Genomic DNA, 20,733 nt, shown 5'->3' with positions numbered 1-20,733 from the left:
TAGGGCAGAACATAATTGCACATTGAGTACAGGAGAGGTGATTTGCCTCCCCTTTTTTAAATTCCTAAGATTGAAATAAAATCATGTTTTTTGCTTGTATTCATTACCCATGTTTGTAGCTCAGTTATTACCCTTATCAGCCTGTTTATATTTTCATGAAAGTCTTTAAGAAAATTTTTCTCTGTTATTTCTTCTAACAAAAATACAAGATGTTTTTTTAATTCAGCAATGTTTGGATTGTTCTGTAATATTGATTTTAGTTTTTCAAGCTCAGCAATTATTAGTCCCCAAGTTTGCATACTTATCTCACTCACACCAAACAAACTATACCTCTTATAATGTTTTTCAATTGCAAAAGAAAAGAATGAAAATGTCTCATCTGAAAAATATATAGAGTCTTTATTCCAATGATTCCCTGTGTATTTTCCTGGTTTCAATTCTACATAACAAGTTCCTTCCAATGCCTTAACATCATAAATAATTTGAATAGGCTCACACATTAGAAACCTCCATGTTTCCCATTTATATAAATATATCATGATTCTATTTTGTGAAAAACTGGAGTTAAAAGTAACAAAAATAATCCCTATCTAAAATTGCAATGTTAGGAGCAATATGAGCATGTGTCACAGTTTAAGAACTCTTCTCTAATGATAGTTATGAGGGGAAGAAATGGACAAAATGTCACAGTTTTAAATTCCCTGCTAAATATAGCTTAGATAAAACATTGCAAAGGGAGAGGATACAAAATGGAGCAATTTAAAAAACAGGAAAATAAAGAAGAGATCATTACCTTTAAGACTAAAGATAGAGTCACAGTAAATATACATGGAAATCCTAACTTTGAGATGTGGGCAAAGAAAATGATTGACCTTTATAATCATAAGCAAAATAAATCAGCTAGTTAAAAGGAAGAGCTAAGAGGCTTTTCCTTTTTTTATTTTTGATACAAAGATACAATAATAATAAAGGGCTTTCATAGGAGATGGTTAGGATGAGTTTTAACCAATTAAAAGTAGAGGATATTGAAAAAATATTTTATAAAATAAATGAAAATGCCTGTGAGCTGTTAGAGGAGGCTGAGCTACTCTATAATCATGAAAAATATGCTAGAGCTTACCTCTGTGCCCATATAGCATTTGAGGAATTTGGGAAATTACCTATTTTGTATTCTGTAGCTTTGGATATCCATTTTGGCAAAAAAGTTAATTGGAAAAAACTTAATAAAGATATTAGAGACCATCAGACTAAAATTTCACAAAGTTATGTGTCTATGCTACTGATTTTATTTAAATTTATGAAAGTAAAAGGATATACAGAGTTTAAATTTTCATTAATTACTAACTCTTATGATGAAATTATGGATTTTTTAGATGAGACTAATTTTTCTTACTCAGAGGCTATAGAAGAATTATATTTGGATGCTGAAAATCAAAAACAAATAAATATGATCCCTGCTGTTGCTGATTTACTGAATGGATTTAAAAATAGTAGCCTGTATGCTGATTTCCATGATGGCATTTTTTATAAACCTAGTGAAAGAATAGACAAAGATATTTGTGGATTTGGTATTACACTTGCCAAAATACAAAAAAAATATCATCAGTTACCTGATTTTGATAAAGAAGGATTTGGATTTAATGAATTAACTCAGGAAATAGAGTATTCAAATGCTTTAAAACAATTTCTAGAAAGTGTAGATGAGCTAGAAGAACTGCAAAAACAAAAATAAAAAAGAGAGGGCTTTACAGCTCTCTCCAATTAATATCTATAACAGGCTCATTATTTGTTTCAGCAGTTTTAGTAAATACAATTCCTGAGATAATCAGCTTTAATGTAGCATTTTGCTCCTCAAGCTCCATCTCCTCAAAATTATCAATCATTTCAATTATTCCTTTTACTTTATCAACCTGAGTAGAGGCATCTAGGCTTTCTAATTTATTTCTTACAATGTTTATCTCATTTTTAAGAGCTGAGATTGTTTCCTCTAAAGTCTCTTTCTTTTGCTGATATGATTGCTTATCTAACTCCTCATCTAAATACAGGTCTAACAGCCTTTTAGCCTTTCTTTCCTGCTTAGCTAGGTCTGCCTCAAGACTTTCTAAATTTGATTTAAGGTTATTTTCAATATCTGATGTATCCTCATCTAACAAACTTACTAAGGACTCCTCTAATTCCTTCTTGTACAGCTTTAATGCCTCTACGACAGCATTTTCTACTTTGTATATAGCTGCTCCTCCATTATGGCATTTAGTCTCAAGGTCAATCTGATGTCTACAAGGTCTAATCTGATAAAAGGAGTAATTTCTCCCTGTCTTTCTAACTTTATTATTGAGCTGTATTGTCATCCCTTTTCCACAAACTCCACAAACTAAGAGCTTATTGACAGGAGATTTAATCCCTAAGGATTGTAGATTTTCTTTTGACCTTCTAGATTTAAAAAGAGCCTGTACCTGATTAAATTCTTCCTCAGTCATTATTGCCTCATGAGTATCTTTTGCAATAGCAATCTTTTTCAGCCTTTTAGAGTTATACTTTGACTCCCCTACATAAACTCTATTTTGTAGGATGCCTAATACTCTGTCTGTCTTAAAAGGAATACCTTTTCTAGACCTATAACCTAGCTCATTTACTTTGTCAGCTATTTGTCTTGAGGAGTAACCTAATAAAGCTAATTCAACCATCTTTCTTACTATTTTCTTTTCATCAGGATTTACAAGTAACTGCTTTGTATTCTTATCCCATGTATAACCTATTGGAGGTATTGAGCCAATCCATCTGTTATTAATAGCAACAGCATCATATTTTCCTTTTTGTAATCTGTGTCTAATCCTTTTATATTCAAAGTCAGAAAGGACTGAGCTAAATCCAAAAAGTAGCTCCTGATTTTCATCATCAAACTTAATAACATTGTCAGGAGTCTCAATGACAATATCATGCTGAATACAGAGCTTTTTAATATCATCTAACAGACCTATATCTCTGCCAAGTCTGTCTATATGAGTAACCAATATCCTGTTATATTTTCCATCCTCAATAGATGCAATCATTTTAGCTAACTCAGGTCTATTCCATTTTATAGAGCTTTCAATTTCCTCAAATACATCAGGATTCTTATATCCCTTTTGCTCAGCTATTCTTATTAAAGTTTCCCTCTGAGTATGCAGAGTTTCTTCTGCTCCTCCCTCTTCCTCTCTAGATTTCCTAACATAAATTGCTACCTTTAACTTTGTTGCTGATTGTACCATTTTGTTTTCTCCTCCTAATAAAGCTCTGATTTTTGTCTCTATCTCTATAATTAGAGAGAGTTATCAAAACTGTGACATGATGTCAGAGCTACTTATTTAAGGAGGATGTACTGTGTTTTTCTGACAACATGGTCCAAGGACAGGTGGAAGCATATGAAATGGAAAAGCATAGTTTTCCAAAAAGTGTGGGCGACTTGGAGAAAGAAGGATATTTAAAGGATGGAAGAACCACTTGTCCGAATGGAAATACTGTCAAAATCGATGCGGACGGAAAAGTAACTGAGGTCAAGGGGAATAACTCTTGAAAGCGAGTCTAGGGAACAGGGGTTACACGCTAATTGAAGTGTTAATCGTATTATTAGTGCTCACCGTTTTTCTTTCCCTAAGCCTGGCTAGCTTCAAACCTTTAAAAGACACAATGGATAAGAAAATGATTATTTCACAATTAGAAGCAGACCTTTACTATGCGCAAACCTATACGATAAGCAGACAAGAGATTGTAACCGTTCAATTTTACCCAGCTTATAATCGCTATATGATGAAAACTGCTAATGGTAACGTAATTGTGAATAGGTCCTGGGACACCTCTGTAAAATTAATAAAAGGATCATTTCTATCTTTTACTATTTTGCGAGATGGAAATATTAGCAGATTTGGAACCCTTACTTTTGAAATAAATGGGCATACGTTTGAACTGATATTTAATATTGGAAGGGGGAGGTTCCGTGTACAGGAATGAGAGAGGTTTTACTATTGCGGAAGGATTAGTAGCCTTTGGCGCTATCTTATTTGTAGCAACCATGTTGTTTCCCCTTATGTTTCACATGATGAAGAATTTAGAAAATAATAAGGAGCATCTATTGGCTTATCGATTTTTGTATGAAAGTTCAGAGCAATTTATGATTAACGATACATTATCAAAAAGGTTTACATCAGAAGGAAGAAGTTACGAAACCTCTATAACATCTTTCAATGGGAAGTGGAAAGCATGTGTGCTATATGATAAGAAACAAAATTGTATTACTGAAACGGAAAAATGAAAAGGGGTTTACATTAGTAGAAAGTATTATTACTTTAATGATTGCAGTTGTCATCTTAAGTATTATTCCCTTAGTAATGAAGGGGGTTAATCAAATCAATCATTCTTTATCTACAGAGGATTCATATGAGTGGAATATTTTCTTAATGCAGTTAAGAAGAGAATTAAGGAACTGCAACGAGGCTAGCAGGACTGGGAACAAGCTTATATTACAAGTAAATGGTGAAAAGGTTTCGTATGAACCATTTGGCTTATTGTTACGCCGAAGAGTAAACGATACTGGTCATGAAGTTGTATTGCAAAAGGTGAGGAGAGTGGAGTTTGCTATCAACAATAATCATATTACTCTTAGCGTTCAATTTACAAATAATAAACAAGTAATGGCCGAGTTTACTTTTTTTAATCCGACTGTATTGGAGGATTCTAGGGTAGGGGGGCAGGAAAGTGAAAAATGAAAAAGGATTTATTTTACCATTTACATTAATGATCACCTTTGTTGTTTTCTTTCTTCTCCTTTCATCTGTCCAAATATACTTATCGGAATTTCGCTATCTACAAGAAGCAAAAGGGTATTATATACGGAACAGTATGATTTCCTTAACCTTGAAAACATTAATGGAACGTATAGAAAATCAAAAAATGGAGAATCAAGGTGTGATATCATTTGAGGAAGGGAATGTTTCCTTTCAAATAAAATCAATAGATGATAATCAATATCGTATCATCCTAACCACACATCTTTCGTTTGGACAAGAAACGAAAAATGAATTAATTTATGATCAGACAGAAAAGCGAATTTCGAAATGGATTGAAATATGAGGGGAGAAGTTCAACAAAGGCGGCCGTTGTATATTATTGGTTTTATGGGTGCGGGTAAAACAACTGATAGGGCAAAAATTATCCGAACATCTTCATATACCTGTTTCGATACAAATCTATGGATTGAACAAGCAGAAGGTAAGACAATATCGGAAATTTTTGCTGAAAAGGGAGAAGCTTATTTTCGAGAATGAGAATCTGAAATACTCTTAAATACAAAAGATATCAAAGGGATTATTACAACTGGGGCGTCCATTTTCCTTAAATGTAGTATAGAAAAAATAATGGAAAGAATCCAGTATGAGACGTCTAGGCCGCTTGTTGAGAATAAATCATTGGAAGAAATTAATGGCTTGTATAAGCCAAGAAAGCTATTCTATGAACTGCGACAGTGATGATTGAGAAGAATGAGTTCAATATGGAAGAAACGGTCAATGAAATAATAAAAAGAATAAAATAAATTAATATTGGGTACACTTTCAATGAATAAGGAGTGTTGCCAATAATGTCTACCAATGATTATATTAAGTATATTACGCAAACCTTTGTCAAGCATTTTGATACACCTAAAACAGCAAGAAAAGAAATTCGGATGCAAAGAAAATTAGAAAAAACGCCATTCTTAAGCAGATGGTTTGGAGTAATACCATTTGCGATTTTAATGATATTTAAAAGGAAATAGAAGATCATCCTTCAAGGACTCCTTCTATTTCCTTTTTTATTTTACAATCGGCTGTGTTAGGTAGAAGATGCCACCATTAATAATCTCGATTTTTATGACGGGTTCATATTGTTCCCGCAAGGCTTCCTTTTCGATTTGATAGCTCTCCGGTTTTTCTTCCAAATCCTCATAAAAATGATCCAATAATGCTAAATCTTCTTCCCATCTTCGTCTCGCTTGTTCCGCCCATTCATGATCTTCATCTAAAATTTCTTGTTTTAAAAAGGTCTCAATTCGATGTAATCCGCTTTTTGGCATAATAATAGGAGATAGGGTAAAACATAAGTCCGGTATTTTTGGGGTAAGTCTTTTTGTTTGTAAATAATCTTGAAAATTTTCGACTAGTCCACCGTTAATCATATTCAAGCCAAAAGAACGAAAAACATCCCGTTTACGATCGCATTGATAGGAGATTTTTATATTTACGCCAAGCCAAGGATATAATGGTCTTTGCTGATTTTGAAGAACTTTTGAATCCTCAAATAAGCGAATATACCCCGCGAGTTTTTTCGTCGATTGAAAGATTTGATGAAGCCGAGGTGCCCCAAAATGTATCATTTCGCCTTTCACATCGTCGGGTGTATTGTTCTTATCTGTAATAATGGTAAGCTTCGCAGGATTCGGAATACCACCTGTTTTCTCTAAATAATGCCAATAAAAAGGACGGTTCATAAGTTCTTTATCCATATCAATGGTAAGTTGAACGGTCAAAAACCCTGGCTGGTTCTCCAAGATTTCACAATCATTTGCTGCAAAATAGCGCTCAAGATATTGATGAATTTCCTCCTGCTGCATGCAAAGAATCCTCCTCCCGTTTTTTCATCGTTTCTGCAAATTGAATCATTTCTGTTAAGTTCTCCATTTTTATCTTCATTTCGCCTTCTGAGTTCGAATGTTGAAAGATATCTTTTAAATGGTTTTCCAACTTTCCAAATTCAAGCCGTGTCAAGATATCATCCAGTTCTCCAATAACCCGCTCAAATAAATTAATTTTTTCATACAGCAGCTTTAAGATATGATCCTCCACTGTATTTTTTGTTGCAAAATTATATATATGGACGTCCTCTTCCTGCCCGAGACGATGCACACGACCGATCCTTTGTTCCAATCTCATCGGATTCCAAGGTAAATCAAAGTTAATCATGTGATGGCAAAACTGAAGATTAATCCCTTCACCACCGGCTTCAGTTGCGATGAGTACTTGCGTGTGCTTTTGGAATAGCTCTTTCATCCAGTCCTTTTTTCCACGCTTGAATCCACCGCGAAACGGTACAGAAGTAATGCCATGCTGCTTTAAGAACCATTGTAAATACAGCTGGGTTGCACGATATTCTGTGAATATAATGACTTTATCATTAATCTCCTTAATAAGCTCGAGCGTCTTTTCTGCTTTCGAATTTTGTTTTACAGCTTCGATTTTTTTAATGAGAAATTGTATTTTTTCTTCAAATTCAGGGGTTGGGTTTTCTCTTTTTTTAAGCATATTTTTTAAGGTATAATAGACGGCTTCTCGGCTGCTGCATGCCTCTCTTTGCAGAGTCATCATGGTGAAACCTACATTTGCCGCATAATCCTGATTTCCTTTCAATACATCAATAGCATTATAAAGATCTCTTTCTTCCTTATTAAAATCTATTAATACTGTCTTTACATGCCGTTTCGTCCATTCTATTCCTGTATCTGCACGGCGATTGCGTATCATCACCTTATTCACTAATTCATTGAGATGTTTATCATCCTTAATATTGCGATCACCACTCTTATATTTTTCGATAAAACCAGTTTGGCTCCCTAGATGTCCTGGTTTTAATAAAGACACTAAATGGAAGATTTCATCAATACGATTTTGAATCGGGGTTGCCGTTAATAATAAACAAAATTTCTTTTTAAGATTTTGAACAAATTCATAGTTTTTGGTTTTATGATTTTTTAGTTTATGTGCCTCATCAATAATTACTAGGTCATAATTTTGTTCGTATATCTTTTCTCTATGGGGACTTCTTTTTGCTGTATCGATAGAAGAAACGACACAATCAAATTGATCCCAGACATAACTCTTTTTTTGGGCAACTGCCGGAATATGAAATTTAGTGTTGAGTTCAAACGCCCATTGTGAAACTAATGAGGCTGGAACTAAAATTAATACCTTTTTCACCAGTTTTCGAATCATATATTCTTTCAGAATCAAACCTGCTTCGATGGTTTTTCCAAGACCAACTTCATCGGCAAGAATTGCTTTTCCATTCATTTTCTCAATCACTTGTTTTGCAACCTCAAGTTGATGAGGCAAAGGTTTAAGATTTGCTAAATGCTGTGGTGCTTGTAATCCTTCAAATTCAGGAATGATGAAATGTTTTTCCATTTCAATGGCAAGCTTATAAAGCTCCCAATTACCCCATGGTCCATCCTTTTGAAAGCGATCGGATAATTCCTCACCCCATGTCGGATCAAATTCAATGTTGATCGTCATTTATGCCACTCCTTATACTTATCATCCGAGAAAGATAATGTAGTTTAAAAACTTAAAGTTATCTACGCCAAAAATGATTGCTGAAATAATTGTTTAATGATAGGATGAAAATAGCTTAAACATAATGTAAAGCATGACATTTTCGTTAATTCTTAGTATGCCCACTTTTTAATTTAATATAGGCGAATGAGAATAAGGGGAGAGACTGCCCGGCAGGCAGCGCCGAAGGAGCAAATAACGAAAGTTGTGAATCTCTCAGGCAAAAAGACTCTTGTTTGACGCAACTCTGGAGAGTGCTTTTATAAGCCACCCAAGAGGAAAACCATTACGATGGTAAACTTTCAGGTTACAGGACAGAGAAACTCAGTTAATAATACGTAGAGTTTTTCTGTCTTTTTTTTGGTCTTTGCGGCACCTACAATGGGACATAGTAAGGAATCAACGATCAAATGAGGGGGAAAACGAATGCCATTAAAAAGAACACCATTATTTGATACTTATAAAGAATATGGTGGAAAAACAATTGATTTTGGCGGATGGGAGCTTCCTGTGCAATTTTCCAGCATAAAGGAAGAGCATGAAGCCGTAAGAACGAAAGCAGGATTATTTGATGTATCTCATATGGGAGAATTCACGGTAAAAGGTAAAGACAGTTTACACTTTTTACAAAAAATGATGACAAATGACATTGCGAAAATCGTAGACGGCGGAGCCCAATATAATGCAATGTGCTATGAAAATGGCGGGACCGTTGATGATCTACTGGTTTATAGAAATTCAGCAGAAGATTTCTTATTAGTTGTCAATGCTGCGAATATCGAAAAAGACTTTGCCTGGTTAGAGAAACATGTAGAAGGAGACGTCATCCTTGAAAATATTTCTGACCGCATTGCACAACTTGCTATCCAAGGACCGAAAGCGGAAGGGATTCTCCAAAAGTTGGCAGTAAACAAGGATTTATCGGAAATTAAATTTTTTAAATTTTCTTCCAAAGTGGACTTATCAGTTGCTTCTGCACTTGTTTCTAGAACAGGATATACAGGGGAAGATGGTTTTGAAATTTATTGCAATAGAGAAGATGTAGTTGGCTTGTGGAATGCTATTTTACAAGCAGGCAGTGAAGAAGGAATATTACCGTGTGGTCTAGGTGCGAGAGATACACTTCGTTTTGAAGCGACTCTTCCGCTATATGGACAAGAACTTTCAGCAGAAATTTCACCATTGGAGGCTGGAATTGGCTTTGCGGTGAAACTAGGAAAAGAAGCCGATTTTATTGGAAAAAATGCATTAACATCTCAAAAAGAAAATGGTCTGAAACGGAAATTGGTTGGGATTGAAATGATGGACCGAGGCATTCCAAGACATGGCTACAAAGTATTTGCGAAAGATGTTGAAATTGGTGAGGTGACGTCAGGAACGCAATCACCAACATTTAAAACAAATATTGGGCTCGCATTGCTCAATATTGAGAATAGTGAAATTGGCCAAGAAGTGAACGTGGAAATACGCGGGAAATTATTAAAGGCTAAAGTTGTGCCAACACCATTTTATAAAAGGGTAAAAAAATAGGATGGGAGAGAACCGAAACATGACAATGCATCGTTATTTGCCGATGACAGAACAAGATCAAAAAGAGATGCTGGCAGCAATAGGGGTAGACTCTGTTGATGAATTATTTCAAGACATTCCAGAAAAAGTTCGTTTTCAAGGTCAATATAATATTAAAAAGGCAAAATCGGAGACGGCTTTATTAAAAGAATTATCTCGACTTGCTTCTAAAAATGCCGATTTAAAACAAAATGTCTCCTTCTTAGGGGCAGGTGTATATGATCATTACATTCCAACCATTGTGGATCATGTCATTTCGAGATCAGAATTTTATACAGCCTATACTCCATACCAACCTGAAATTTCTCAAGGTGAATTACAGGCAATCTTTGAATTTCAAACGATGATTTGTGAATTAACCGGTATGGATGTAGCCAATTCCTCTATGTATGATGGTGGTACAGCACTTGCAGAAGCAGCAATGTTGGCGTGCGGACAAACAAAGAGGAAGAAAGTTCTTATTTCTGAAGCGGTACACCCTGAATCTCGTGAAGTATTAAAAACATATGCAAAAGGCCAGTACATTGAAGTGGTTGAAATTCCACATGAAAATGGTGTTACCAATTTAGAAAGCTTAAAAGCAGAAATGAATGACAATGTTGCTGCTGTTATTGTTCAGTATCCAAACTTTTTCGGCCAAATTGAACCTCTTAAGGAGATTGAACCAATTGCTCATCAATTTAAAGGACTATTTGTTGTTTCAAGTAATCCGCTTGCATTGGGAATATTAACACCTCCGGGCTCTTTTGGAGCTGATATCGTTGTCGGAGATGCGCAAACATTTGGGATTCCGTCTGCATTTGGTGGGCCTCATTGTGGATATTTCGCTGTAACAAATAAATTAATGCGAAAAGTACCAGGAAGACTAGTGGGACAAACAACAGATGAAAATGGACAGAGAGGCTTTGTATTAACCTTGCAAGCACGTGAGCAACATATTAGGCGTGATAAGGCTACATCTAATATATGTTCAAATCAAGCATTAAATGCGCTGGCTGCATCTGTTGCCATGACAGCTTTAGGCAAAAGAGGCGTAAAGGAAATGGCTTCCCAAAATATTCATAAAACCCAATATGCTCAGCGTGTTTTCCAAGATAATGGATTTGACATTGCTTTTACAGGACCAAGCTTTAATGAATTTGTTGTTAAGCTTTCTAAATCTGTGAAAGAAGTTAACCAGAAATTATTAGAAAAAGGCATCATTGGCGGCTATGATTTAGGCAGAGATTATCCCGAATTAAAAAATCATATGCTAATTGCAGTAACAGAGCTTCGCACGAAAGAGGAAATTGATAACTTCGTAGAGGAATTGGGGGATAGCCATGAATAATGCAAATCAACCACTTATTTTTGAAATTACAAAACCAGGCCGTGTAGGTTATAGTCTACCTGAGTTAGATGTACCTGAAACAGAACTTACGGAATATCTTCCAACAGATTATTTGCGTGTAGAGGAACCGAATCTACCGGAAGTAGCTGAATTGGATATAATGCGTCACTATACAGCATTGTCAAAGCGTAACCATGGAGTAGACTCTGGTTTTTATCCGCTGGGTTCTTGTACGATGAAATACAACCCTAAAATTAATGAAGTTGTTGCTCGTTACCCGGGACTAGCCCATATTCATCCATTACAAGATGAAAGTTCTGTTCAAGGGGCATTAGAATTATTATTTGATTTACAAGAACATTTAATTGAAATTACTGGCATGGACGAAGTAACCCTTCAACCTGCAGCTGGTGCTCATGGTGAGTGGACTGGACTAATGATGATTCGTGCTTTTCATGAGGCAAATGGAGACACTCAGAGAACAAAAGTAATTGTTCCGGATTCTGCTCACGGTACGAATCCTGCATCGGCTACTGTTGCTGGACTTGAAACGGTTACCGTCAAATCCAATGAAAATGGTCTAGTAGATTTAGAGGATTTAAGAAGCTTAGTCGGACCTGATACAGCTGCATTAATGCTGACAAATCCAAATACCCTTGGCCTTTTTGAAGAAAATATTCTTGAAATGGCGGAAATTGTACACGGTGCCGGTGGGAAATTGTATTATGATGGTGCAAACCTAAATGCGGTATTATCGAAAGCGCGCCCTGGAGATATGGGATTTGATGTGGTGCATTTAAATCTTCATAAAACATTTACTGGCCCGCATGGCGGTGGTGGACCTGGTTCCGGCCCTGTTGGTGTGAAGAAAGAATTAATTCCATTCTTGCCGAAACCGGTTATTGTAAAAAATGGCGACGAATATGCTTTTGATTATGATCGTCCACAATCCATTGGTCGCGTAAAACCATACTACGGAAACTTTGGAATCAACGTTAGAGCTTACACATACATCCGTACTATGGGTCCAGATGGGTTACAAGCTGTTACAGAAAATGCAGTTATAAATGCGAATTATATGATGAGAAGATTAGCTGAATATTATGATCTGCCATACGATCGTCATTGTAAGCATGAATTTGTATTAAGCGGTAAACGTCAAAAGAAATTAGGTGTACGTACATTAGATATCGCAAAACGACTGTTAGACTTTGGATATCATCCGCCTACTATTTACTTCCCGCTAAATGTAGAAGAGTGTATGATGATTGAACCTACAGAAACAGAATCAAAAGAAACTCTCGATGCCTTTATTGACGCAATGATCCAAATTGCGAAGGAGACGGAAGAAAATCCTGAGATTGTTCAAGAAGCTCCACATAATACTGTCATCAAACGTCTAGATGAGACACAAGCAGCACGTAAGCCAATTTTAAAATATCAAGAAGCATAATAATAAAGGCCTCTCATTACGAGAGGTCTTTAGTTTGTATACTATAGATATTTTATAAAACGCTGTGGTGCTTCCAAAAATTGCTTTGTAATCTGAACATGCTCTGCTTCATCAAAAGCTATATGTTTCGGAGGATGGGAATCGAAAGTATAAATATCTGCATTCGGAATGCCCATTAATATTGGAGAATGGGTGACAATGATAAATTGTGAACCACTGTTTACAGCATCGAGGATAATACTCATTAATGTAAGTTGGCGCATTGGAGATAATGGTGCCTCAGGTTCATCAAGTAAATATAAGCCATTTGGTTTGATTCGAGACTGAAAAAAGTCTATGAAACTCTCACCATGTGATCGAGTTTCCAGACCATCCCGGTAGAAGTGATTTAGTTCAAACAAGGTTCTTTTGTGTGGCAGTGCTGCTAAAGATTTTGCATAAGCAGATTTATTTTTATATGTATCTTCTATTCCGGACAGCTCATTTTCCGCTTCTAATTTCATTTCTTTGATCCTCTTCGTAAAGGAGATAAAATCCTCTGCTCGAAGAAAAAAACCTGTTTTAGTTTTCACCTTCCATTTTAATGTAAATGAATCCGCCAATTCCTTAGCATGCATTAAATCAGGGTCATCACTTACTTCCACACCGCCTGCTGCAGGAAGCTGACAAGCAGCTGCAATTCCTTCTAGAAAAGTAGATTTACCACTGCCATTTTCTCCAATAAAGATAGTTATAGGTTTATTGAAATGAATGGACTGAAATTTTTCAAAGATCGGTAATGAAAAAGGATAATCACGTCTAGAGTCTATCCCCTTCCATTGTATGGAGTTAATAAACACAGCTTTGCCACCCGCCTTCATTTTAAAAAAAACCGCAGTTCTTCTGCGGTTTTCGTTATTTTGCTTTAATACGGCCTGTCCACTTCTTAAAGCCGCCTTGTAATTGATATAAGTCCTTATATCCTTTTCTGTATAGCATTTGAGCTACTCGAGCGCTTCTCATTCCGCTTTGACAATATAGGTATACAGGTTTGTCCGGGCGAATTTCTTTCATTCTCATTTTAATTTGGGATAGAGGAATATTTCGAGCACCGAGGATGTGACCGTTATCAAACTCATTTGGTTCCCTGACATCAATAAGCTGCGCTTTTCGGTAGCCTTCTTTGAACTGCTCCTCAGATAATGTTTTGACGATTCTTTTTTGTGCAAAATAGTTATAAAGAGTATAAGCAAGAATCGCAACTACTACGATGATAAAAAAATACCATTGTGACAATTTTTTTTGCTCCTTTCTACGAGTAACACTATATCTATTATATTCGTCAGAGCTTCATGAATCAAAACATTTTCTTAATTCGTTAAAAGATAAAGAAAGTTTCCTTACTAATATAAATAAATATTCATTTCAACAAAAATATTTATATTTTTATTACATGGAAAAAAGGTAGATTATCCTTTTATTATCGGGATTCAAATTGATTTTTCTTTTGCAACATGGGAAATTATCTAATTTTCCGGGTTTCTTCACTTTAATCATAGTTTCTCTCCTTCAAACTCTTAAATTTGCTTTATTCATCATTTGACAAAAAGGGACAAATGCCACCCTGAAAACTATATGTAGTATATATTTATGTTTTTTAGATACTATATGTTGATTTCGGAATTGGATTTATGATACTTTATTATAAGTAAATACATCTAAGAGTTGACCTGCTAGAGTTAGAAATTGATAGATATATGAAGGAGTTGTCAAAATGTCTGTTGCGTTTACCACAAAAATGAATATTGATATGGAGAGATTGAATAAGGATATTAGTCTATTTCCTCAAGTACATCCGATTTCTTCCGACATGCACATCACCCATAAAGGGGTATCCCGCCTTGTTATGATTGACCGCTATGCATTCAAGGATACAAAAAAAATTACTCTTACTGCTGGTGATTTCGTTGTTTTAACTATCAAAGAAGATCCTAAATTCCCTGCCAGAGGATTAGGATTCATCCAAGATATAGATTGGGAAAAAAATGTTGCTAAAGTTTTGATTGATGAGGAGTATCGAAGCGCACTGGACGATCCAGACGAAATCGAAACAGGCTTAATTGTTCGCTCTATTGACGTAATTGAAAAGCCTTTAGAAGTTTACTATGAGCAAATTGCGAAACGTAACGCAACAGGTTTAGCATCTGTTGAGAAAACAGAGGAAAAGCGTAAAGAATGGTTTGAGAAATTCTATCAAGAATTAGTAAACTTAAATTTTGTCCCCGCCGGAAGGGTATTATATGGCGCGGGAGCAGATACGGATGTAACGTATTTTAATTGTTACGTGATGCCGTTTGTTGCGGATTCCCGCGAAGGTATTTCTAATCACCGGAAGCAAGTAATGGAAATCATGAGCCGAGGCGGCGGTGTCGGAACAAACGGCTCAACCCTTCGCCCACGAAATACATTAGCAAAAGGAGTAAATGGAAAATCATCAGGCTCTGTCTCATGGCTGGATGATATCGCAAAACTGACACATCTTGTTGAACAAGGTGGTTCAAGACGTGGTAAATTAGCTTAAGTGCCTCGTCTATAAATAAACCTCGTGAATTGCTGGGAACTCTTTTTATGACTTACTGGCTACAACGTAACTGGAAACGGTATGCGTGAATGCTTAAAAACAGTAAGTGGATAAAGACAATCAGCAGCCAAGCACCTGTTAAATGGTGAAGGTTCAACGACCATCGAAAGCACACAATTTTTGTGGAAGTGAGTAGAGTAGGAATGAAGTGATTCCGAAGAGCGAGGACACTCAGAGGAGTGTAAGATATGGTCTGAACTCTAAGGTGACTTAGAGAGTTGATTTAACGAATCAACGTAACACTTTGGCTCAAATGATTATGTTGTCTGCATGGCATCCGGATATTGTGGAATTCATTATTTCCAAAATGCAAAATCCTCGTATACTTAGATATTTGCTTGAGACAACTAATGATGAAACCATCAAAAAACATGCAAAAGAAAAGTTGAAATTTACACCGTTAACGGAGCAAGAAAAAGCAATGTACCAAGGAATATTGAACTATAAGTCGATACCTGGTCTTGGCGGTTTCAGCGAAAGCATCTTACAAGATGCTCAGGAAAAATTAACTACCGGTGGAACATATACGGTCCATAATCCAGAATTCTTATCGGGTGCAAATATTTCTGTATGTTTGACAAAAGATTTCATGGATGCTGTTGAACAAGATGCTGAATATGAGCTTCGTTTCCCTGATGTTGAAAATTACAGTCCAGAAGAAATGGAGATTTATAATCAAGAATGGCATAAAGTTGGAGATGTTCGTGAATGGGAAAAACTAGGGCATAAAGTCAAAACATACCGGAAAATGAAAGCAAAAGAATTGTGGAATTTAATCAATATATGTGCCACATATTCAGCAGAACCAGGTATTTTCTTTATTGATAATGCAAACGACATGACCAATGCAAAGGCATACGGACAAAAAGTCGTAGCGACAAACCCATGTGGGGAACAACCACTGGCTCCATTTAGTGTCTGCAACTTAGCTGCAGTGAATTTAGCACAAATGGCAGACAAAGAAAATAAAACTGTTAATTTTGAAAAGTTGAAGAAAACGGTTGAAATTGGCGTAAGAATGCAGGATAACGTGATTAATGCAACACCATATTTCCTGGAAGAAAATAAAAAGCAAGCACTAGGTGAACGCCGCGTGGGTCTTGGTGTAATGGGACTTGCTGACTTATTGATTTACTGTGAAAAAGAATACGGCTCTGAAGAAGGAAACATTCTTGTCGATAAGGTAATCGAAACGATTGCTACCACAGCATATCGTGCTTCCATTGAACTTGCAAAAGAAAAGGGAAGCTTCCCATTTTTAGTGGGAGAAACAGAAGAAGAAACAATCAGATTGCGCCATGCGTTTATCCAGACAGGATATATGAGTAAAATGCCAGAAGACATTAGACAATCGATTCTAGTTAATGGAATTCGTAATTCCCATTTATTAACCGTTGCCCCAACCGGATCAACAGGAACCATGATTGGCTGTTCAACAGGCTTAGAACCCTATTTCTCCTTTACTTACTATAGAAGCGGACGCCTAGGTAAATTTATTGAAGTAAAAGCAGAGATTGTTCAAGAATATCTTGATAAACATCCGGAAGCAGATCCTAATCAACTGCCAAGCTGGTTTACAACTGCGATGGAGCTTGCACCAGAAGCACATGCAGATGTTCAGTGTGTGATTCAACGATGGATTGACAGCTCTATTTCGAAAACGGTAAATGCTCCTCGAGGATATACCGTAGAACAGGTGCAACAGGTCTATGAACGTCTCTATAAAGGTGGAGCAAAAGGCGGAACAGTATATGTTGACGGCAGCCGCGATTCTCAAGTTCTAACATTAAAGGCAGAAGAAAATCATTTTGATGAAGATGTTAACGTAAAAGAACAGGAAAAACCGGCAGTTGTTCTAGTGGATACTATCCAAGATTTACGTTCAACAAGTGTCACAATTGGATCAGAAATTGGAAATACATGTCCGGTATGCCGAAAAGGAACAGTAAAGGAAATTGGCGGATGCAATACTTGTGATAATTGCCATGCCCAATTAAAATGTGGCTTGTAATACCCAAACAATGAGGAGTTAAGCTTATTGCTTAGCTCCTTTTTTCTGTTTTTGGGTCATTTTTATATAAGCAATCAAGTTCTAATTTCCTTTCCACATTCTTAAAAATATATAAATACTATTGAAGGGGATGGGGATATGGAGATTGATGGTGTCTTTTCTGGAGGTGGGATCAAAGGATTAGCATTAATAGGTGCATACGAAGAACTAGAAACAAGGGGATTTACCTTTAAACGAATTGCTGGTACGAGTGCGGGATCTATCATTGCAGCACTGGTTGCTGCAGGTTATACAGGTGAGGAGTTAAGAAAATTAGTTGCAGAGGTCAATCTTCCTCAATTTCTTGATGCAAGAAAAACTTGGCTTCCTTTGCCTTTTACAAAGTGGCTATTTTTATATTGGCGCTTAGGATTATACCGTGGTAAAAAGTTTGAAGATTGGTTAACCACGAAATTAGCGGAAAAAGGAGTGTATACCTTCGCAGATTTGCCGAAGGAAAAGCTGAGAGTTGTTGCCTCCGACTTAACAAATGGGAGATTATTAGTACTGCCTGACAATTTAGTAGATCTCGGAGTTCCGATAGACAGCTTTCCTGTCGCGAGGGCAATCAGAATGAGCTGCAGTATTCCATATTTTTTTGAACCAGTCAAACTAAGATCTTTAGATGGTACGAATATCATCGTAGATGGAGCTGTGTTGAGCAATTTTCCCATGTGGCTATTTGTAAGTGAAGGGGAAAAGAGGGTCCGACCAGTTGTTGGTATATCTCTAAGTTCTAAATTAAAAGATCATCCAAAGCATAAGATAAAAAATGGTTTTCAATTATTTGGTGCACTATTTGATACAATGAAGGATGCGCATGACACGAAATATATCTCTAGACAAATTGAAAAGGATATTATCTTTATTCCAACAGATAACTTTACATCTATCGAATTTGATTTAGTAGCAGAAAAAAAAGACGCCCTCATTGAATTAGGACGTGTGCGTACGAAAGAATTTTTAAAGAAATGGACATATTAATAGGTTTAAAAAAATAGCTGTGTTCGCAAAGATTGTTGCTTTTCGTATAAGTATATAATCCCGGATAGGATTCGTGCTCTTTTCTACATTCCGTTTTTTCATTTGATGGTAGAAAATTACCGTAAATATCCTACTGCCGATTTTTACTCATATGTAATAGCAACAGGTTAAAATCGGCTTTTGGATTTACACAAAGTTTAAGAAAAGTGCCTAAAAAATTGCACGATTCTTCTTTTTTCCCTTTTTCCCTTCAATTACGGTAAGTTGGACATCTGATTTTTTGCGAATTGGCTTTTTACGTGCCTGTACGGGAGATTTTCCAGATGCCTGCCGTTTTTTTAAACGTTTTTTTGATTTACGCGCTGCTTTTATGAAACTTCTTTGTTCCTTTGCGTTTGATTTTTTACTGGACCATAATCGATAAATGAAAAATATAGCTGCAAGTACTAAGACAGTAAGTATTACTTGCTTTATAAGGGAAGCAGGGTTAGTCAGTAATAACGTACCAAAGCCAATGATTGCTAGGAGAAAGATAACACCGATTAGACTATTTCTTATGTGCAAATAAGCCACCTCCGTTTAAGCATCATAAGCATTGTTTCCTCAAAATCATCCTTTTATACCAATTTTTTATACCTATTAAATGAGTTTCTGTACAAAAATATGTTTTTTAAATATACCTATTCTGCATGGAGTGAGTATTGAAGAATAAACATCACGCCATGCAGAAAGATGATTTATTACAAGGACATATTCGGTTTTTCCACTGAAATGTCCTCATTCTCATTTTCCACTCTTAGCAATTCCTTAAAGGATGCAATTGCCACCTCTACCTGATCATCACTGGGTTCCTTTGTTGTAAGCAGTTGAAGCCATAGACCAGGATATCCAAGGTATCTAAGAACAGGAATATCACGTAATTTATTTGTAAATTGCAAAACCTCAAAGGAGACTCCGAGAACAACCGGTATTAGCGCAATTCGATCCACAATTCTTAGCCACAATGGACTTGTTGGAACGAATAAATATATAATTACGCCAATGAAAACTGTAAATAAAATAAAACTACTCCCGCAACGATAATGTAAACGTGATTGGGATTGAACATTTTCTACGGTTAAATCCAAATGATGTTCAAAACAATTAATGACCTTATGCTCTGCCCCATGATATTGAAAAACACGTTTTATAAGAGGGGTCATGGAGACAAAATAAATATATCCTAATAACAGAATTAACTTGAATAACCCTTCCAGCAATACTTGAGTGATATCGTTTGAAAAGATAGGTTTAAACAGTGCAGCAAGAAATACTGGTACAAGTGTAAAAACAAATTTACCAAATAAAAAAGAGAGGACGCCAAGGGTTGCTACGCCTAAGACCATGGTTGTTTTAGAAACTTTTTCCTCTTTTAATTTAACATCATCTTTAGGGTCCACATCATATTTTTCACTGGAAAAGCTTAAGTGCTGGGAGCCGTTTGCACTTGCTTCAATGATTGCAACAATCCCTCTAAGAAAGGGTATCTTTTTTAACATTTGAAGTGCGGGTCTCGATTTGCGGGGCAAATAAAAATATTCAATGGAAGAATCCTTTCTTCGAACAGCCGTTACGCTTTGATTTCTCCCACCAAACATTACTCCTTCTATTACTGCTTGCCCACCATAAGATGGAGCTTTTTGTTTATCCATTAAAGTCACCAGCCTAATTATCTAATGTAAAGTCGTTTCTTTTTATACACTCAATACAAATAAGAAGTTACATTCATTTTACTAAAAAAATTGAAATACGACTAGCTGAAATAGATATGGTTATTCTACTAATAGGGACTTTGGTACAGCTTGTGTCAAGGTTTCTATATTTTTTGGAGGTGAAATAATGGCTTCTCATCATGAAGAAACATTGTTAAATGAGTCCGGATCATTTGCAAAGATGGTGGTTATTACAGGTTTTTTTGGTGGTATATTGTGGAGTGCAATAGGATATTTTGCTTACTATTTAAATTTTATAAAAGTAGAGCCAAACATTATTTTAGAACCTTTTACAGTAGGAACCTGGAGGGAAAGCTGGATAGGAATTGTGATCTCGATATTCGCTTACGGAATTATTTCCATTGTTGTGGCTTTCCTTTATTATGCGATATTAAAAAAGTTTAAAACCGTGTGGGTGGGTGCGGTATATGGAATTGTTTTATTTTTAATTGTATTTATTATTTTGAATCCTATTTTTCCAAGTATGAAACCATTTTTTAAGTTAGATGTAAATACAATCATTACAAGTGTCTGTCTATATCTAGTTTACGGAGTGTTTATAGGATACTCTATCTCCTATGAACAACAAGAAAGGAGTCATTACCGTGATAAAAATAAAGAGATGAAAAGTTAATGAACT

21 protein-coding genes, 3 pseudogenes and 1 riboswitch are annotated in these 20,733 nt (G+C 35.9%); of the genes and pseudogenes, 16 read left to right on the top strand and 8 right to left on the bottom strand.

The features are described 5' to 3' along the window. Window positions 1–56: 56 nt before the first annotated feature. Complete coding sequence (locus tag CWO92_RS06760) at window positions 57–500, bottom strand: hypothetical protein (RefSeq protein ID WP_101353434.1); 444 nt, start codon at window positions 498–500, stop codon at window positions 57–59. Between the two features lie 249 nt (window positions 501–749). Here CWO92_RS06760 and CWO92_RS25255 point away from each other — a divergent pair, with 249 nt between their 5' ends. Then, window positions 750–908, top strand: a complete 159-nt coding sequence (locus tag CWO92_RS25255) for a hypothetical protein (protein WP_165786612.1) — start codon at window positions 750–752, stop codon at window positions 906–908. Window positions 909–994: 86 nt separating this feature from the next. Continuing rightward, window positions 995–1,732, top strand: a complete 738-nt coding sequence (locus tag CWO92_RS06755) for an AbiV family abortive infection protein (protein WP_165786611.1) — start codon at window positions 995–997, stop codon at window positions 1,730–1,732. Window positions 1,733–1,745: 13 nt separating this feature from the next. On the opposite strand, the gene CWO92_RS06750 is transcribed toward CWO92_RS06755, so the two are convergent. Then, window positions 1,746–3,248 carry a recombinase family protein gene (locus CWO92_RS06750; protein WP_101353432.1) on the bottom strand — a complete coding sequence of 501 codons (1,503 nt, stop codon included), beginning with the start codon at window positions 3,246–3,248 and terminating at the stop codon, window positions 1,746–1,748. Between the two features lie 128 nt (window positions 3,249–3,376). Here CWO92_RS06750 and CWO92_RS25250 point away from each other — a divergent pair, with 128 nt between their 5' ends. The 7 genes and pseudogenes from CWO92_RS25250 to CWO92_RS06715 all read left to right on the top strand — a co-directional run bounded on the left by CWO92_RS25250 (window position 3,377) and on the right by CWO92_RS06715 (window position 5,788). Further along, window positions 3,377–3,553: a competence type IV pilus major pilin ComGC gene (locus CWO92_RS25250; RefSeq protein WP_496197108.1), complete on the top strand. Its 177-nt coding sequence runs from the start codon at window positions 3,377–3,379 to the stop codon at window positions 3,551–3,553. After that, window positions 3,550–3,987: a competence type IV pilus minor pilin ComGD gene (gene comGD, locus CWO92_RS06745; RefSeq protein ID WP_101353431.1), complete on the top strand. Its 438-nt coding sequence runs from the start codon at window positions 3,550–3,552 to the stop codon at window positions 3,985–3,987. Before CWO92_RS25250 ends, comGD begins: the two co-directional genes overlap by 4 nt. After that, window positions 3,974–4,288 (top strand): hypothetical protein, encoded by a 315-nt coding sequence (locus tag CWO92_RS06740; RefSeq protein ID WP_101353430.1) that lies wholly within the window; start codon window positions 3,974–3,976, stop codon window positions 4,286–4,288. Before comGD ends, CWO92_RS06740 begins: the two co-directional genes overlap by 14 nt. Next, window positions 4,248–4,742, top strand: coding sequence for a competence type IV pilus minor pilin ComGF (gene comGF / locus CWO92_RS06735; RefSeq protein WP_165786628.1), 495 nt, complete (start codon window positions 4,248–4,250; stop codon window positions 4,740–4,742). The genes CWO92_RS06740 and comGF overlap by 41 nt, the downstream gene beginning before the upstream one ends. Continuing rightward, the gene (gene comGG, locus CWO92_RS06730; RefSeq protein WP_101353428.1) at window positions 4,732–5,106 is read left to right on the top strand and encodes a competence type IV pilus minor pilin ComGG; all 375 of its coding nucleotides are present in this window, start codon (window positions 4,732–4,734) and stop codon (window positions 5,104–5,106) included. Before comGF ends, comGG begins: the two co-directional genes overlap by 11 nt. Continuing rightward, window positions 5,103–5,501 (top strand): annotated as a pseudogene (locus CWO92_RS25935) (shikimate kinase). The gene comGG and the pseudogene CWO92_RS25935 overlap by 4 nt, the downstream one beginning before the upstream one ends. A 110-nt stretch (window positions 5,502–5,611) precedes the next feature. Further along, window positions 5,612–5,788, top strand: coding sequence for a YqzE family protein (locus CWO92_RS06715; RefSeq protein WP_101353425.1), 177 nt, complete (start codon window positions 5,612–5,614; stop codon window positions 5,786–5,788). Window positions 5,789–5,824: 36 nt separating this feature from the next. On the opposite strand, the gene CWO92_RS06710 is transcribed toward CWO92_RS06715, so the two are convergent. Next, window positions 5,825–6,622 carry a YqhG family protein gene (locus CWO92_RS06710; protein WP_101353424.1) on the bottom strand — a complete coding sequence of 266 codons (798 nt, stop codon included), beginning with the start codon at window positions 6,620–6,622 and terminating at the stop codon, window positions 5,825–5,827. Then, window positions 6,591–8,297, bottom strand: coding sequence for a DEAD/DEAH box helicase (locus CWO92_RS06705; RefSeq protein WP_101353423.1), 1,707 nt, complete (start codon window positions 8,295–8,297; stop codon window positions 6,591–6,593). Before CWO92_RS06705 ends, CWO92_RS06710 begins: the two co-directional genes overlap by 32 nt. A gap of 186 nt (window positions 8,298–8,483) precedes the next feature. Further along, a riboswitch (glycine riboswitch) is annotated at window positions 8,484–8,578 on the top strand. A gap of 184 nt (window positions 8,579–8,762) precedes the next feature. Here CWO92_RS06705 and gcvT point away from each other — a divergent pair. The 3 genes from gcvT to gcvPB are packed head-to-tail and all read left to right on the top strand — an operon-like array spanning window position 8,763 to window position 12,688. Continuing rightward, complete coding sequence (gene gcvT / locus CWO92_RS06700) at window positions 8,763–9,866, top strand: glycine cleavage system aminomethyltransferase GcvT (RefSeq protein ID WP_101353422.1); 1,104 nt, start codon at window positions 8,763–8,765, stop codon at window positions 9,864–9,866. A gap of 19 nt (window positions 9,867–9,885) precedes the next feature. After that, window positions 9,886–11,235 carry an aminomethyl-transferring glycine dehydrogenase subunit GcvPA gene (gene gcvPA, locus CWO92_RS06695; protein WP_101353421.1) on the top strand — a complete coding sequence of 450 codons (1,350 nt, stop codon included), beginning with the start codon at window positions 9,886–9,888 and terminating at the stop codon, window positions 11,233–11,235. Then, window positions 11,228–12,688: an aminomethyl-transferring glycine dehydrogenase subunit GcvPB gene (gcvPB, locus tag CWO92_RS06690; RefSeq protein WP_101353420.1), complete on the top strand. Its 1,461-nt coding sequence runs from the start codon at window positions 11,228–11,230 to the stop codon at window positions 12,686–12,688. The genes gcvPA and gcvPB overlap by 8 nt, the downstream gene beginning before the upstream one ends. A 41-nt stretch (window positions 12,689–12,729) precedes the next feature. Here gcvPB and CWO92_RS06685 read toward each other — a convergent pair whose 3' ends face one another. Next, window positions 12,730–13,527, bottom strand: a complete 798-nt coding sequence (locus CWO92_RS06685) for an AAA family ATPase (RefSeq protein WP_158177032.1) — start codon at window positions 13,525–13,527, stop codon at window positions 12,730–12,732. 55 nt (window positions 13,528–13,582) lie between these two features. Further along, window positions 13,583–13,963, bottom strand: coding sequence for a rhodanese-like domain-containing protein (locus CWO92_RS06680; RefSeq protein WP_101353418.1), 381 nt, complete (start codon window positions 13,961–13,963; stop codon window positions 13,583–13,585). 478 nt (window positions 13,964–14,441) lie between these two features. Between CWO92_RS06680 and CWO92_RS06675 the strand changes: the two are divergent. The 3 genes and pseudogenes from CWO92_RS06675 to CWO92_RS06665 all read left to right on the top strand — a co-directional run. Then, window positions 14,442–15,236: pseudogene (locus CWO92_RS06675) on the top strand (ribonucleotide reductase barrel domain-containing protein); the annotation flags it as partial. A gap of 319 nt (window positions 15,237–15,555) precedes the next feature. Beyond that, a pseudogene (locus tag CWO92_RS06670) lies at window positions 15,556–17,319 on the top strand (vitamin B12-dependent ribonucleotide reductase); the annotation flags it as partial. A 138-nt stretch (window positions 17,320–17,457) separates the two neighbouring features. Then, the gene (locus CWO92_RS06665; protein ID WP_101353415.1) at window positions 17,458–18,342 is read left to right on the top strand and encodes a patatin-like phospholipase family protein; all 885 of its coding nucleotides are present in this window, start codon (window positions 17,458–17,460) and stop codon (window positions 18,340–18,342) included. A 210-nt stretch (window positions 18,343–18,552) separates the two neighbouring features. Here the strand turns inward: CWO92_RS06665 and CWO92_RS06660 are convergent, their stop codons facing one another. Together CWO92_RS06660 and CWO92_RS06655 are read right to left on the bottom strand one after the other, a co-directional pair. Beyond that, window positions 18,553–18,906 (bottom strand): SA1362 family protein, encoded by a 354-nt coding sequence (locus CWO92_RS06660; RefSeq protein ID WP_101353414.1) that lies wholly within the window; start codon window positions 18,904–18,906, stop codon window positions 18,553–18,555. 176 nt (window positions 18,907–19,082) lie between these two features. Continuing rightward, complete coding sequence (locus tag CWO92_RS06655; protein WP_101353413.1) at window positions 19,083–20,033, bottom strand: DUF1385 domain-containing protein; 951 nt, start codon at window positions 20,031–20,033, stop codon at window positions 19,083–19,085. A 187-nt stretch (window positions 20,034–20,220) separates the two neighbouring features. Here CWO92_RS06655 and CWO92_RS06650 point away from each other — a divergent pair, with 187 nt between their 5' ends. After that, a complete protein-coding gene (locus tag CWO92_RS06650; RefSeq protein ID WP_101353412.1) occupies window positions 20,221–20,727 on the top strand; it encodes a YqhR family membrane protein in 507 nt (168 codons plus the stop codon). The last annotated feature ends 6 nt before the right edge of the window (window positions 20,728–20,733 follow it).

Origin of the sequence: Heyndrickxia camelliae (genome assembly GCF_002844575.1) — a bacterium.
Lineage (GTDB): Bacteria > Bacillota > Bacilli > Bacillales > Bacillaceae_C > Margalitia > Margalitia camelliae.
This window is presented reverse-complemented; position numbering and strand designations above follow the sequence as displayed.